Origin of the sequence: Streptomyces rimosus (genome assembly GCF_008704655.1) — a bacterium.
GTDB classification, from domain to species: domain Bacteria; phylum Actinomycetota; class Actinomycetes; order Streptomycetales; family Streptomycetaceae; genus Streptomyces; species Streptomyces rimosus.
The window spans coordinates 1,985,735-1,999,960 of record NZ_CP023688.1 but is presented as its reverse complement, the minus strand read 5'-3'; the positions used below and the strand labels follow the sequence as shown (position 1 = coordinate 1,999,960).

The window sequence follows — 14,226 nt, the reverse complement described above, 5'->3', positions numbered from 1 at the left end:
CGGACTACTCGGCGCCGAGACCGGCGTCGTCGACCGCCGGCTTGCCCTCGGCCTTGAGCACCTTGTTGAGCAGCGTCAGGTCGTAGATGCCCTTCAGGGCGGGCTTCTTCAGCAGACCGGCCCGGACCGCGTGGTCGGCCTCCTGCTGGAGGGTGGCGGCCAGCGGGTCGTCGGTGACGTCGGTGTTGCGGAACGCCGGGTCGATGACGTCGGGCGGCAGTGCCTTGCCGGACGCGGTGGCCAGCTTGTCGTTGAGTGCCCGCTTGGCCTCGGCGGGGTGGGTCCTGATGTACGTGTTGGTCTTGACCGAAGCGCGCAGCACCGCCTCGACGGCCTTCGGGTGCTCCTTGAGGAACTTCTGCGAGACGATCACGTTCGTGATGACGAACTTGCCGTCCTTCCACAGCTTCTTCTCGTCCAGCAGCACCTTGCCGCCCTCGGCGACCAGCTTGGAGGCGGTCGGCTCGGGCACCCACGCGGCGTCGATGCTGCCCTGCCGGAAGGCGACGGGGGTGACCTTGTTCTCGGTGCGCTGCACGGTCACGTCGCCCTTGCCGGTGGTGGCGTCGACCTTGTAACCCTTCTCGGCCAGGTAGTTGAGCAGCGCCACGTCCTGGGTGTTGCCCAGCTGCGGGGTGGCGATGGTCCTGCCCTTGAGGTCGTCCAGGCTCTTGATCTTCTTGGGATTCACCACCAGCGACACGCCGCCGGACGCCGAACCGGAGATGATCTTCAGGCTCTTGCCCTTGGAGGTGGTCCAGCCGTTGATCGCGGGGGACGGGCCGATCCAGCCGATGTCGATGGCGCCGGAGTTCAGCGCCTCGATCTCGGCCGGGCCCGCGTTGAAGACCGACGGCGCGAACTTCGTACCGCCCAGCTCCTTCTGGAAGAACCCCTTCTGGTCGCCGACCAGCGCGGTGGCGTGCGTGGTGTTGGCGAAGTAGCCGACCTTCACCTGGTCGAGCCCGTCGGTCTTCGGGCCCTTCGCCGCGACCGTCCCCTGGCTGTCCTGTTTGGCGCGGGACCCGTAGCCGCACGCTCCGAGCGCGCCCAGCAGGAGGGGGACGGTGGCGGCGGCCGCGAGGAGGCGGCGGCGTCGTACGGCAGGCACGGAGGGGGTCCTCTCGGAGGGCCGGGCGGCGAGCGCCTACGGCGGGCCCGGCAGAGCGGTGGGATGTCGGAAGGGGGGCGTGGGGGGCATATGGCGGTACGTCATCGGCGCACACATCGCCCGACGCCGCCCTGGCCGCTGCCCAGGGCGCCGCTGCCGATCCGGCCGCCCTCCTTCGCGAACGTCGAGAAGGCGTCCAGGGCCAGGGAACCGGTCATGTCAGAAGTCCCATTCCGCGTCGTCGTCGGCGTGTGCCGCAGCGGCCTCGGCCGCCTCGGCGAACGCGGACCCGGCCATGCCCGCGGTCAGCGTGGTGCCGTCCGCCGGGTCGATGAGCAGGAACGATCCGGTGCGCCGGGAGTCGGCGTACGGGTCCAGGGCCAGCGGCTCGGCGGTGCGCAGCACGACCCGGCCGATGTCGTTGGCGGCCAGCTCGCCGGGCGCCGGGTGCTGGGAGAGGTCGTCGAGCGTCAGCCGGGACGGGATGTCCTTGACGATCGCCTTGACCGTACGGGTGGTGTGCTTGAGCAGCACCCGCTGGCCCGTCTTCAGCGGCCGGTCGGCGACGTGGCAGACGGTCGCCTCGACGTCCTGCGTGGTGGCGGGCGGCGCGGCGGCCGGGGCGATCAGGTCGCCGCGCGAGATGTCCAGGTCGTCGGCGAGCCGTACGGTCACCGACTGCGGCGCCCAGGCCACGTCCACCGCCTGGCCCAGCACGTCCAGCGCCTCGATGGTGCTCGTACGGCCCGACGGCAGCACCGTCACCGCGTCGCCGACGCGCAGCACGCCGGAGGCGATCTGGCCCGCGTATCCGCGGTAGTCGGGCAGTTCGGGGGTCTGCGGGCGGATGACGTACTGCACCGGGAAGCGCGCCGGGTCCTCGGAGGGGTCGGCCACGACGGGCACGGTCTCCAGGTGCTCCAGCACCGTCGGGCCGCCGTACCAGTCCATGTTCGTTGACGGGGTCACCACGTTGTCGCCCGCCAGCGCGGAAATCGGGATGGCGGTGATCTCCGGGACGCCCAGCGAGGCGGCGTACGCGGTGAACTCCTCGGCGATCGCCGCGAAGACCGGCTCGGCGTAGTCCACCAGGTCCATCTTGTTGACGGCCAGGACGACGTGCGGGACGCGCAGCAGCGCGGCGACGGCGGCGTGCCGGCGGGTCTGCTCGACGACGCCGTTGCGGGCGTCGACCAGCACCACGGCCAGCTCGGCGGTGGACGCGCCGGTCACCATGTTGCGCGTGTACTGCACATGGCCGGGCGTGTCGGCCAGGATGAACCGCCGCCGGGGCGTGGCGAAGTAGCGGTAGGCGACATCGATGGTGATGCCCTGCTCCCGCTCGGCCCGCAGCCCGTCCGTCAGCAGCGCCAGGTCCGGGGCTTCCTGGCCGCGGCCCAGCGAGGCCCGCTCGACCGCTTCGAGCTGATCGGCCAGTACCGACTTCGAGTCGTGCAGCAGCCGTCCGACCAGGGTGGACTTGCCGTCGTCCACCGAGCCGGCGGTGGCGAAGCGCAGCAGTGAGGTGGCCGTGGCGGCCACGTCGACCGGGTCGACAATCGTGCTCATGGTTAGAAGTACCCCTCGCGCTTACGGTCCTCCATGGCGGCCTCGGACAGCTTGTCGTCGGCCCGCGTCGCGCCCCGCTCGGTGAGCCGGGAGGCGGCGATCTCCGCGATGACGGCCTCGATGGTGGCCGCGTCGGAGTCGACGGCGCCGGTGCAGGACATGTCACCGACGGTGCGGTAGCGCACCAGGCGCGTCTCGACGCTCTCGCCGTCCTTGGGGCCGCCCCACTCACCGGGCGCCAGCCACATGCCGCCCCGGGCGAACACCTCGCGTTCGTGGGCGTAGTAGATGGCGGGCAGCTCGATCTTCTCGCGGGCGATGTACTGCCACACGTCCAGCTCGGTCCAGTTCGACAGCGGGAAGACGCGGACGTGCTCGCCGGGGGAGTGCCGGCCGTTGTAGAGCTGCCACAGCTCGGGGCGCTGGCGGCGCGGGTCCCAGCCGCCGAACTCGTCGCGCAGCGAGAACACCCGCTCCTTGGCGCGTGCCTTCTCCTCGTCCCGGCGCCCGCCGCCGAACACCGCGTCGAAACGGTTCGACTCGATGGCGTGCAGCAGCGGCACCGTCTGGAGGGGGTTGCGGGTGCCGTCCGGGCGCTCGCGCAGCTCGCCGCGGTCGATGAAGTCCTGTACGGAGGCGACGTGCAGCCGCAGCCCGTGCCGGGCCACCGTGCGGTCGCGGTAGTCCAGCACCTCGGGGAAGTTGTGCCCGGTGTCCACGTGCAGCAGCGCGAACGGCACCGGCGCGGGCGCGAACGCCTTCAGCGCCAGGTGCAGCATCAGGATCGAGTCCTTGCCGCCGGAGAAGAGGATCACCGGTCGCTCGAACTCGCCCGCCACCTCGCGGAAGATGTGCACCGCCTCGGACTCCAGCGCGTCCAGGTGGCTGAGCGCGTACGGGTTGTCGGCGTCCCCGGTGCCCTGGCTCACGGCAGCGGCGGTCGTCATGCCAGTCCCCTCTCGGTGAGCAGCGCGTGCAGCGCCGCCGCGGACTCCTGCACGGTCCGGTCGTGCGTCACGAGCCGCAGATCGGGCGACTCGGGCTCCTCGTACGGGTCGTCGACGCCGGTCAGCCCGGAGATCTCGCCGGCCGCCTGCTTCGCGTACAGGCCCTTCACGTCCCGCTCGGAGCACACCTCGACGGGCGTGGCCACGTGGATCTCCAGGTACGGCGTGCCCTCGCGCTGGTGGCGCTTGCGCACCGCCTCCCGCGAGTCCGCGTACGGCGCGATCACCGGCACCAGTGCCTTGACGCCGTTGCTCGCCAGGAGTTCGGCGACGAAGCCGATGCGCTGCACGTTGGTGTGCCGGTCCTCCCGGTCGAAGCCCAGCCCCGCCGAGAGGAACTCGCGGATCTCGTCGCCGTCCAGCACCTCGACGCGGTGGCCCTCGCCCCGCAGCCGCTCCGCCAGCGCGTACGCGATCGTGGTCTTGCCGGCACTGGGCAGTCCGGTCAGCCACACCGTGGCGCCCGTCATCTTTCGCTCCCGAAGGTCCTGTATGTCCTCGTGGTCCGGCGCGCCATGGCCGGACACCCCGGGGCCGCTCATCCGTGCAGCCCGCATTCGGTCTTGTCGCGGCCGGCCCAGCGGCCGGCCCGCGCGTCCTCGCCCGCCAGTACCCGGCGGGTGCAGGGCGCGCAGCCGACCGAGGCGTAGCCGTCGGTCAGCAGCGGATTGACCAGCACGCCGTGCTCGGCCACATACGCGTCCACGTCGTCCTGCGTCCAGCGCGCGATCGGCGCGATCTTCACCTTGCGGCGCCGCGCGTCCCAGCCCACCACGGGGGTGTTCGCGCGGGTCGGCGACTCGTCGCGGCGCAGCCCGGTCGCCCAGGCGTCGTACCCGGCCAGGCCCTCTTCCAGCGGCTTGACCTTGCGCAGCGCGCAGCACAGGTCCGGGTCCCGGTCGTGCAGCTTCGGCCCGTACTCGGCGTCCTGCTCGGCCACCGTCTGCCGCGGGGTGAGCGTGATGACGTTGACGTCCATCACCGCCTCCACCGCGTCGCGGGTGCCGATGGTCTCCGGGAAGTGGTAGCCGGTGTCGAGGAAGACCACGTCCACGCCGGGGAAGGCGCGCGAGGCCAGGTGGGCCACCACCGCGTCCTCCATGGAGGAGGTGACGCAGAAGCGCTTGCCGAACGTCTCCGCGGCCCAGGTGAGGATCTCCAGCGGGGAGGCGTCCTCCAGGTCGCGTCCGGCCCGCTCGGCGAGCGCGGCCAATTCGTCATCCGTACGGTGCTGAATCACCGTCATATCTCGCTGCCCCCTTGGCGGTTGACGGCCTGACCGGCCGGGGCGGCGACGCCCTTGGCCAGCAGCCCGAGGAACGAGAGCCGGAACGCGCGGTTGCACGCCCCGCATTCCCAGGAACCGTGTCCTTCCTCGGAAGGGCGCAGGTCCTCGTCGCCGCAGTACGGGCAGTAGAACGGCGCGGCCCGCTCGCTCACTTCAGCGCTCCCTCGTCCGCGCGGGCGGCCCAGGTGGCGAACCGCTCGCCCACCTCGCGCTGCTCCTGGAAGTTGGTCAGCACCCGCTCCACGTAGTCCGGCAGCTCCGCCGCGGTGACCTTCAGACCGCGGACCTTGCGGCCGAAGCCCGCCTGGAGGCCGAGCGCACCGCCCAGGTGCACCTGGTAGCCCTCCACCTGGTTGCCGTCCTCGTCCAGCACCAGCTGGCCCTTGAGGCCGATGTCCGCGGTCTGGATGCGGGCGCAGGCGTTCGGGCAGCCGTTGAGGTTGATGGTGATCGGCTCCTCGAAGTCCGGCATCCGGCGCTCCAGCTCGTCGATGAGCGCGGCGCCGCGGCCCTTCGTCTCGACGATGGCCAGCTTGCAGAACTCGATGCCGGTGCAGGCCATCGTGCCGCGCCGGAAGGGCGACGGGCGGACCTGGAAGTCCAGCGCCTCCAACCCCGCGACCAGCGGCTCGACCTGCTCCTCCGCCACGTCGAGGATGATCATCTTCTGCTCGACGGTGGTGTTCAAACGGTCCGAGCCGTGTGCCGCGGCCAGTTCGGCGACCTTGACGAGGGTGGCACCGTCCACCCGGCCGACGCGCGGCGCGAAGCCCACGTAGAACCGGCCGTCCTTCTGGCGGTGCACCCCGATGTGGTCGCGCCAGCGGCTGCTGGGCTCGGCCGGCGCCGGGCCGTCGATCAGCTTCCGCTTGAGGTACTCGTCCTCCAGTACCTGCCGGAACTTCTCCGGGCCCCAGTCCGCCATCAGGAACTTCAGGCGGGCGCGGTTGCGCAGCCGCCGGTAGCCGTAGTCGCGGAAGATCCCCACCACACCGGCCCACGCGTCGGGTACCTCCGCCAACGGCACCCACGCGCCCAGGCGTTCGCCGAGCCGCGGGTTGGTGGACAGGCCGCCGCCCACCCACAGGTCGAAGCCGGGGCCGTGCTCGGGGTGCTCGACGCCCACGAACGCGACGTCGTTGATCTCGTGCACCACGTCCTGCACCGGCGACCCGGAGATCGCCGTCTTGAACTTGCGCGGCAGGTTGGAGAACTCCTTGCTGCCGATGAAGCGCCGCTCGATCTCCGCGATCGCGGGCGAACCGTCGATGATCTCGTCCGCCGCGATGCCCGCGACCGGCGAACCGATGATGACGCGGGGGCAGTCGCCGCACGCCTCGGTCGTTGACAGACCCACCGACTCCAGCTTCCGCCAGATCGCCGGGACGTCCTCGATGCGCACCCAGTGCAGCTGGATGTTCTGCCGGTCGGTGATGTCCGCGGTGCCGCGCGCGTACTCCTGGGAGACCTCGCCGATGGCCCGCAGCTGCGCGACGCTCAGCCGCCCGCCGTCGACGCGCACCCGCAGCATGAAGTACTCGTCCTCCAGCTCCTCGGGCTCCAGGACCGCGGTCTTGCCGCCGTCGATCCCGGGCTTGCGCTGGGTGTACAGGCCCCACCAGCGCATCCGGCCGCGCAGGTCGTTGGGGTCGATGGAGGCGAACCCGGTCTTCGCGTAGACCGTCTCAATGCGTGTCCGCACATTGAGACCGTCGTCGTCCTTCTTGAACTGCTCGTTGCCGTTCAGCGGCGTGAAGTGACCTACGGCCCACTGCCCCTCCCCGCGGTGGCGTCCGGCCTTGCGGCGGGTCGTGGCGGGGCTGGGTCGATCGGAGGTGGCGGCCATGGCGGTACGTCCTTCTGGGCGGCTCGGTAAGGGCGGGAGCGGGCAGCGGCAGCCCTGCGATGACCTGCGAAGACGTGCCTCGTCACGGAGCGGTGCGAGGTGTTGGTGAGAGGGTGTCCGGGGCAGGTCGGATCAGGGTGCCCGCGCGTCCGCGGCGATGGGGACGGCGAAAAGGAATGACGTTGCTGAGACTGTCAGCCCGCCGGACAGATGGCGCTGGACATGCGGCCGAGGTCGACGTGCCGCCGACTCACCAAGGCAATTCCAGCTGTAGACATGACGGAAGCGTGTCACGGCGCTCTTGAGCCAGTCCACCGCCGTCCGGAGTGTGGACAAGAGTGTCCCGCAAGGCGAGACGGTGTGACGCCGGTCACGCCGCGGCGGGACGGGCCGCGGGGCCCTGGTCCTCCCCTTCCCGGCGGGAGCCCCCGCCTCCGCTCAGACGCCCGGCCACGGACCCGGAGCGGGTGCCTCCGGCTCCTCCGTCACCTCGGTCGCGAACACCCGGAAGCCCCGCCGACGGTAGTTGTCCAGCGCGTACGGCCCGTCCTGGCTGCACGTGTGCACCCACACCCGTCGCGTCTTCGCCCGCCCCGGCCACCGCCCGGCCAGGTCCCAGGCGCGCGCGGTCCCGTACGTCAGCAGATGCCCCCCTATGCGGCGGCCGCGGAACGCCGGCAGGAGGCCGAAGTAGCTGATTTCCACGACCCCTTCGGGCTGCGCGTCCAGCTCGATGTACCCGGCCGGCGTCCCCCGCTCGTACGCCACCCAGGTCTCCACCCCCGGCCGCCCCAGGAACTCCCGCCACCGCGCGGGCGACCACCCCAGCCGGTCCGTCCACGCGATGTCCCCACCGACGGACGCGTACAGGAACCGGCTGAATTCAGGCGACGCCACTTCCGCACGGACGATCTCCACCCGCTGCTCCGCCGGGGGAGCGGTGGCCGGGGCGAGGTCGTCGGGGGCGGTCTGTTCGAGGTGCCAGGTGGTCACGGTGATGGTCATGGGGGCAGGAGATCACAGGGGGCCGCCTGCACGCTTCTGGCCCCGGTGCGTTCTATGATCAGCGCCCGCGGGCCCGTGGCGGGCATGCCGAATGGGCGAGGGGTGGGTCATGGGACTGGTCGAGGAGCTGTGGGACGCAGGGAAGATGCCGTTCCGCGACGGGCTGTACCGCTCGGATGACACCGGATCGGAGGTGTACGTCGAGGGTCCGGGGGCGTACCACCCGGACGCCGGGCAGCCGATTCCGTTCCGTACCGGGGGACCGTTCCATGTCGCTCAGGACATTGAGGAACACGGCACCGCCGAGGCCGACACCTACTTCGAGAGCCCGCTGCCGGACGGGACGGGGTGGCTCACCGGAGGTGGGAGCGGGATGGGCAACATCGGCCACCTCGCCCGTCTCGACGCCAGCCGCTCGTTGCGGTGGGTCGCCGTCATGGTCCGCTCCAACCCGTTCGTCGGGGTGAGGTACGAGGGCATGCACGCCGTGTTCACCAACGACTGGGGAAACCGGCTGACGCTGGACCTTGCGAACCCTGCTCTCGGCTGACCGGGCCCGGGCCGCACGGAATCCCCCCGTGCGGCCCGGCCGGATCACAGCACCGCGTCCGCGATGCGGTCCACCTGGTCCGGGTCGGTGGCCCAGCAGTAGAGCATGACCTCGTCGGCGCCGATGGCGCGGAAGGCGGTCACCGTGTCGAGGAGCTGCCGTTCCGTGGTGAGCAGGCCGTTGACGACGTGGTCGGTGTACTCGGACGGGCCGTAGTACGCGCGGGCCTCGCGCCGGGCCTCGTCGAGGACGGCCTCCGGGCCGAGCGCCACGTTCACCTGGGCCACCAGCCGCGGACGGCCGGGCCGCCCCGCCTCGTCCCAGGCCGCCTCCACCTTGCGGAACAGCCCGTCCATCAGCGGGGCGGGCAGCGCCGCGCCGAGGAAGCCGTCGCCCCAGCGGGCCACCCGCCGGATCACGGCCGGCACGAAGCCGCCGAACAGGATCTCCGGGCCGCCGGGACGGGCCGGGGCCGGGCCGATCGGGCCGACGTCCGCGCCGTACGGCTCACCGGCCCATACGGACCGCAGCCGGGCCATCTGGCCGTCCAGCCGCCGGCCGCGGGTGCGCTTGTCGACGCCCACGGCCGCGTAGTCGTCCGCGCGCCCGCCCAGCCCGATGCCGAGCGTGAAGCGGGCGCCGGACAGCAGGTCGAGGGTGGCGGCCTGCTTGGCGAGCAGCGCGGTGCGGTGCAGCGGCGCGAGCAGCACCTCGGTCTGCAGCCGGACACGGGAGGTGGCGCCGGCGAGGGCGGCCAGGGTGATCAGCGGTTCGGGGTTGCCGTACGCCAGCCGGTCGAGCAGCGCGATGCTGCGGAACGGGGCGGCGTCGGCGCGCCGGGCCCAGGTCAGCAGGGTCGCGGGGTCGCCGATGGGCAGGCCGAGGCCGACAGACATGACAGGTCCTCCAGGAGGGCAGGGTCGATCGCGAGATGTCGTGTCGCCCGCTCACTTGGCCGCACGCGCGCCGTGGCGTGGGTCGCTCCCGTTCTGCGACGTCCTCCTGGGGAGCTGATGTTCGAAGCGAGGTGAGGATACCCGAGGGGTGCGCGGGGCCGCATCGTATTTATGGGGCGGACGGTGCGTGGGCCGGACCCCCCGCGATCCGGCCGCCGCACCACGGTCACCCGCTCCGCGCCGCCACCACCGCCGGTGCCGTCGAGTGCGGCAGCAGGTCCACCGGGCGCGGCGGCAGGCGCAGCTCCACGTCCACCCCGTCGGCGAAGCGGTACGGGCGGTGCGCCAGCACACTCGCGAGGTGGCGGCGCAGCCGCGACAGTTCGGCCCGTACCGTCACCGTACGGCCGCGGTCCCCGAACAGATCCTGCGCCAGGTCGGCGGCGCTGCGCCCCTGCGGCCGGTGCGCCAGCACGAACAGCACCTCGGCGTGGCGCGGGCTCAGCTCGTGCGACCAGCTGCCCGCCGGGCCGGTGACCGTGACCGCGGGCCGGGCGCGGCTGCTGAGGTCCAGCAGCACCCGGCTGGGCCGGGGCTCGTCGCCCGGTGGCGCGCCGACGCGGATCAGCCAGCCGCCGGGCAGCGGCTCCAGCGTGCACATGCCGTAGCGCGGCAGCCACAGCGGCCCGGCCTCGGGGGACTTGGGGAGCGCGACCCGGTCCGGCGGGGCCAGCCCGGTCACCGCGGCCGTCCAGCCGTCCTTGTCGACGGCCAGTGCCTGCCCGCCGAGCCGGGCCAGTACGGGGGCGGCGCTCGCCCGCAGCCGGTCCAGCGCGCCGTGGTGCCGCTCGCGCAGCTCGCCCTCCGCGAGCCGGGCCACCGCGGTGACCAGCGACAGGACCGTGGGGTGGAAGGTGTGCGCCGGGCCGCTGACGTCCACGATGCCCAGCAGCCGCCCGTCGCGCGGGTCGTGGAGCGGCGCGGCGGCGCACGTCCACTGGTGGTGGGTGCGTACGAAGTGCTCGGTGGTGTGCACCAGGACGGGGCGGCGGGCCACCAGCGCGGTCCCGATGGCGTTGGTGCCGACGACGTCCTCGGTCCAGTCCGCGCCCTTGTCGAAGCCGTGCCGGTCGGCCATCCGCCGTACCGCGGCGCAGCCCTCCCGCCACAGCACCCGACCCTCGCCGTCCGCGACGACCATGATCTGCTGGGCGGCGTCGACGGCCGGCAGCAGACCGCTGTTGAACAGCGGCAGCAGCGACGCGAGCTGCGAACTGTGCCGCCGGTGCTCCAGCTCCTCCACGGTCAGCGGGCGCTCCCTGCGGTCCCGGTCGGGATCGACGCCGGAGCCGAGCGCCCGGCGCCACGACTCGCAGATCACCGCGCGGGGCGCGGTGGCCGTCCGCTCACCGCACAGCGCGGCCTCGCGGACCGAGGCGAGCCGGCGCGTCGTCGCGCGTATCTCCTGGGCCGACCAGATACCCATGTCGATCGGTCTGTCGCTCACGCTGTCTCTCCGTAGTGCACTGTCCGCGGTTGCGCCCATGGTGCCGTCACCGGGCCGGTCCGAACGGGGGATTGCGCCAATTGGTTGCAACGGGCTGCAACTGTTGTGGCGTATGACGGGGGCGAGGAAGGTGACCGGCAGTACGGAGAGGGGGCAGCGCCATGGTGAACAGCACTCCTCACATTGTCGTGGCCGATGCGGCACACGGCGCCCGTACGGCCCGCGCCGCGCACCCCGCGCGGCCCCGCGGCGTCCCGCTCCGCCGCCGGCGCCCCGGCGCCGGCCGCCGGATGCCGTCACCTTCCGGCGGCCGCGGCCGCGGACCTCGCCGTGGCGGCCGGGACGCCGCACGCAGGGGCGGGAACAGGCCCTGAGGGCCGGCTCCGAGAGCCGGTCCGAGTCCGGGAAGCGGTGCCGGGTCGGCGCGGCACCGCTTCCCGCAAACGCGGTGGCGGACCTCGGACCCCACCCCCCTCTTCAGGGAACGAGGTCCGCCACCGCACTTTCCGGCTTTTCCGGGCTGCCCGGGCTTGCGGCGGCGAGGACACCCCGCCCGTCCTTCCTCCTCCTCAGCCGTCCACCACCGGCCGCGCCCGTTCCACGATGGCGCGCAGGCCGAGCGTGGGCGGCAGGGTGCCGAACGAGGCGCCGTGGTCGGTGCCCAGGCGTGAGGCGCAGAACGCGTCGGCGACCTCGGGCGGTGCGTACCGGACCAGCAGCGAACCCTGCAGCACCAGCGCCATCCGCTCCGCCAGCCGCCGGGCGCGGGCCTCGATGCCCTCCAGGTCGGCCAGTTCGGTGAGCATCTCCTTGATCGCGGCGTCCAGGCGGTGGTCGGCGCCCCGTGCCGTACCGATCTCCGTCAGGAACGCGTGCAGCGCCGCCGGTTCGCGGCGCAGCGCCCGCAGCACATCCAGGGCCTGGATATTGCCCGACCCCTCCCAGACGGAGTTCAGCGGCGACTCGCGCAGCAGCCGCGGCATGCCGGACTCCTCCACGTAACCGTTGCCGCCCAGGCACTCCAGCGCCTCGGCGGCCACCGGGGTGCAGCGCTTGGTGACCCAGTACTTGGCCGCCGGGACCGCCATCCGCAGGAAGGCGCGCTCCTGCTCGGTGTCCGCGTCGTACGCCGCCGCCAGCCGCAGCGCCAGCGCCGTCGCCGCCTCGGACTCCAGCGCCAGGTCCGCCAGGACGTTGCGCATCAGCGGCTGGTCCGCCAGCGGCCTGCCGAACGCCTGCCGGTACGCGGTGTGGTGCAGCGCCTGCGCCACCGCCTGCCGCATCACCGCCGCCGACCCCGTCACACAGTCCAGCCGGGTCGCCGCGACCATCTCGATGATCGTCGCCACCCCGCGCCCCTCCTCGCCGACCCGCCGCGCCCAGGTGGTGCCGTCGAACTCGACCTCGGCCGACGCGTTCGAGCGGTTGCCGAGCTTGTCCTTCAGCCGCTGGATGCGGAAGGAGTTGCGGCTGCCGTCCGGCAGCACCCGCGGCAGCAGAAAACACGAGAGCTCGCCCTCGTCCCCGGACGTCCGCGCCAGCACCAGGAACGCGTCCGACATCGGCGCCGAACAGAACCACTTGTGCCCCGTCAGCACATACTCGCCGTCGGAGGACAGGGACTCGGCGACGGTCGTGGTCGCCCGTACGTCACTCCCGCCCTGTTTCTCCGTCATCGCCATCCCGGCCAGCGCGCCCGGTTTCTCCGCCACCGGCCGCAGCCCCGGCTCGTACACCCGCGAGGTCAGCAGCGGCTCCCACTCCGCCGCCAGCGCCGGGTCGGCACGCAGCGCCGGCACCGCCGCGTGCGTCATCGACAGCGGACAGCCGTGGCCCGCCTCGGCCTGCGTCCACACCAGGAACCCGGCCGTACGCCGTACGTGTCCGGCCGGCCGCGACCAGGCGTCGGTCAGCCCGGCGGAGACGGCGTGCCCCAGCAGCCGGTGCCACGCCGGGTGGAACTCCACCTCGTCCACCCGGTGCCCGTAGCGGTCGTGGGTACGCAGGACGGGTGGCTGCTCGTTGGCCAGCGCGCCCCAGCGCTGCGCGTGCGCGGAGCCCGCCGCGCGGCCCAGCTCGCCCAGCTCACCTCGTACCTCCTCCAGCAGAGCGGGCGGGACGTGCCGCCCGACGCCCTCGGCGAGCGCCGCGTCGGCGGCGAAGACGTCGTACCCGACCAGCGGCGGAGGCTGGTTCGTGACCGTATGAGTGGTGGCTGCCATGACAGATACGGTAAGGAGGTGCAGCCAGTGAAAGAAGCAGCGCAGCGGCCGTCCGGCCGTCTGCACAGGGCCCGGGTCCTGTACCGGAACGTCTCCAAACGCCGCCTCGCCTGGCTGCTGCTGAAGGACACCGTCAACTCCTGCATGGAGTACCGCGTCACCGGACTCGCCGCCGAGGCCGCGTTCTTCTGCCTGCTGTCGCTGCCGCCGCTGCTCCTCGGCTTCATCGGCCTGCTCGGCTACATGGAGCCGTGGATCGGCCAGGAGACCATCGACCACATCCGCGAGAACATCCTCAGCGCGTCCGACACGCTGCTGTCCAGCAAGGGCGTCAACGAGATCGCCCGGCCGCTGCTCGACGACATCTTCACCGGCCGCCGCCCGGACGTCATCTCCCTCGGCTTCGCCATCGCCCTGTGGTCCGGCTCCCGCGCCGTCAACGTCTTCGTCGACACCATCACGATCATGTACGGGCTGGACGGGCGGCGCGGCATCGTCCGGACCCGGCTGCTGGCCTTCGTGCTCTACCTGGCCGCGCTGGTCGTCGGCGCGGTGGCGCTGCCGCTGATGGTGGTCGGCCCGGACACCGTCGTCAGCTGGATGCCGGCGAGCGAGACCGCCATCCGCATCCTGTACTGGCCCGTCGTCCTGATCCTCTCCGTCGCCTTCCTCACCACCCTCTACCACGTGTCCGTCCCCGTACGCTCACCCTGGCGCGAGGATATCCCCGGCGCGGTCGTCGCCCTCGCCATGTGGGTACTGGGCAGCCTGCTGCTGCGCGTCTACCTCACCCAGACCGTCGAGGGCCCCACCATCTACGGCTCTCTCGCCGCACCGGTTGCCGTCCTCCTGTGGATCGGCGTCTCCGCCTTCGCGGTCCTGGTGGGCGCCGCCATGAACGCCGCTTTGGACCGCGTATGGCCCTCGGTGGCCACCGCTGCCGGCCGAGCCGAAAAAGAACACCGCGCCCGCGAGGTGGCCGCCGCCCAGCGCGCCGCCCTCACCGCCGTCGGCCTGGGCAGCACCGCGGCGGACGACCCCCCGACCCCGGACGACGAAGAAGACGACGACACCGAAGACGACGACACCCCGCCCCCAGCCGAGTACCCCGAACGCTGGGCCGAGTTCCTGCCGCCGGTCGATATCAAGGCCCGGTTGTACGCGTATGCGAAGAGGCGGGGGCGGCACTGAGGGGAGCCCCGCGCCGGTTGCCGCTTCGGACGGG

The 14,226-nt window shown here is 72.5% G+C and carries 14 protein-coding genes; 2 read left to right on the top strand and 12 right to left on the bottom strand.

Features of this window, described 5'->3' with window-relative positions:
* Nucleotides 1-4: 4 nt before the first annotated feature.
* The 9 genes from CP984_RS08225 to CP984_RS08185 all read right to left on the bottom strand — a co-directional run bounded on the left by CP984_RS08225 (nucleotide 5) and on the right by CP984_RS08185 (nucleotide 7,826).
* The gene (locus CP984_RS08225) at nucleotides 5-1,111 is read right to left on the bottom strand and encodes an ABC transporter substrate-binding protein (RefSeq protein WP_003983658.1); all 1,107 of its coding nucleotides are present in this window, start codon (nucleotides 1,109-1,111) and stop codon (nucleotides 5-7) included.
* Nucleotides 1,112-1,330: 219 nt separating this feature from the next.
* Nucleotides 1,331-2,680 (bottom strand): sulfate adenylyltransferase subunit 1, encoded by a 1,350-nt coding sequence (locus CP984_RS08215; protein WP_003983656.1) that lies wholly within the window; start codon nucleotides 2,678-2,680, stop codon nucleotides 1,331-1,333.
* 2 nt (nucleotides 2,681-2,682) lie between these two features.
* Nucleotides 2,683-3,627 (bottom strand): sulfate adenylyltransferase subunit CysD, encoded by a 945-nt coding sequence (cysD, locus tag CP984_RS08210; RefSeq protein WP_003983655.1) that lies wholly within the window; start codon nucleotides 3,625-3,627, stop codon nucleotides 2,683-2,685.
* Nucleotides 3,624-4,157, bottom strand: coding sequence for an adenylyl-sulfate kinase (cysC, locus tag CP984_RS08205; protein ID WP_030182933.1), 534 nt, complete (start codon nucleotides 4,155-4,157; stop codon nucleotides 3,624-3,626). The genes cysD and cysC overlap by 4 nt, the downstream gene beginning before the upstream one ends.
* 68 nt (nucleotides 4,158-4,225) lie before the next feature.
* Entirely contained in the window at nucleotides 4,226-4,933 is a 708-nt protein-coding gene (locus tag CP984_RS08200; RefSeq protein ID WP_003983653.1) for a phosphoadenylyl-sulfate reductase, read from the bottom strand.
* Nucleotides 4,930-5,127 carry a hypothetical protein gene (locus CP984_RS08195; protein ID WP_003983652.1) on the bottom strand — a complete coding sequence of 66 codons (198 nt, stop codon included), beginning with the start codon at nucleotides 5,125-5,127 and terminating at the stop codon, nucleotides 4,930-4,932. The genes CP984_RS08200 and CP984_RS08195 overlap by 4 nt, the downstream gene beginning before the upstream one ends.
* A complete protein-coding gene (locus tag CP984_RS08190; protein WP_003983651.1) occupies nucleotides 5,124-6,821 on the bottom strand; it encodes a nitrite/sulfite reductase in 1,698 nt (565 codons plus the stop codon). The genes CP984_RS08195 and CP984_RS08190 overlap by 4 nt, the downstream gene beginning before the upstream one ends.
* A 194-nt stretch (nucleotides 6,822-7,015) precedes the next feature.
* Nucleotides 7,016-7,099: a putative leader peptide gene (locus CP984_RS42775; RefSeq protein WP_312024626.1), complete on the bottom strand. Its 84-nt coding sequence runs from the start codon at nucleotides 7,097-7,099 to the stop codon at nucleotides 7,016-7,018.
* A 160-nt stretch (nucleotides 7,100-7,259) separates the two neighbouring features.
* Nucleotides 7,260-7,826 (bottom strand): GNAT family N-acetyltransferase, encoded by a 567-nt coding sequence (locus CP984_RS08185; protein ID WP_003983650.1) that lies wholly within the window; start codon nucleotides 7,824-7,826, stop codon nucleotides 7,260-7,262.
* Nucleotides 7,827-7,935: 109 nt separating this feature from the next.
* On the opposite strand from CP984_RS08185, the gene CP984_RS08180 reads away from it, so the two are divergent.
* Nucleotides 7,936-8,376: a hypothetical protein gene (locus CP984_RS08180; protein ID WP_030182930.1), complete on the top strand. Its 441-nt coding sequence runs from the start codon at nucleotides 7,936-7,938 to the stop codon at nucleotides 8,374-8,376.
* Nucleotides 8,377-8,420: 44 nt separating this feature from the next.
* Here CP984_RS08180 and CP984_RS08175 read toward each other — a convergent pair whose 3' ends face one another.
* The 3 genes from CP984_RS08175 to CP984_RS08165 form a co-directional block, all read right to left on the bottom strand.
* Nucleotides 8,421-9,272 (bottom strand): LLM class flavin-dependent oxidoreductase, encoded by an 852-nt coding sequence (locus CP984_RS08175; RefSeq protein WP_003983648.1) that lies wholly within the window; start codon nucleotides 9,270-9,272, stop codon nucleotides 8,421-8,423.
* Between the two features lie 226 nt (nucleotides 9,273-9,498).
* Nucleotides 9,499-10,779, bottom strand: a complete 1,281-nt coding sequence (locus tag CP984_RS08170; RefSeq protein WP_003983647.1) for a GAF domain-containing protein — start codon at nucleotides 10,777-10,779, stop codon at nucleotides 9,499-9,501.
* A 569-nt stretch (nucleotides 10,780-11,348) separates the two neighbouring features.
* The gene (locus tag CP984_RS08165; protein WP_030182926.1) at nucleotides 11,349-13,001 is read right to left on the bottom strand and encodes an acyl-CoA dehydrogenase family protein; all 1,653 of its coding nucleotides are present in this window, start codon (nucleotides 12,999-13,001) and stop codon (nucleotides 11,349-11,351) included.
* 18 nt (nucleotides 13,002-13,019) lie between these two features.
* Between CP984_RS08165 and CP984_RS08160 the strand changes: the two genes are divergently transcribed.
* Nucleotides 13,020-14,192, top strand: coding sequence for a YihY/virulence factor BrkB family protein (locus CP984_RS08160; RefSeq protein ID WP_032923053.1), 1,173 nt, complete (start codon nucleotides 13,020-13,022; stop codon nucleotides 14,190-14,192).
* The last annotated feature ends 34 nt before the right edge of the window (nucleotides 14,193-14,226 follow it).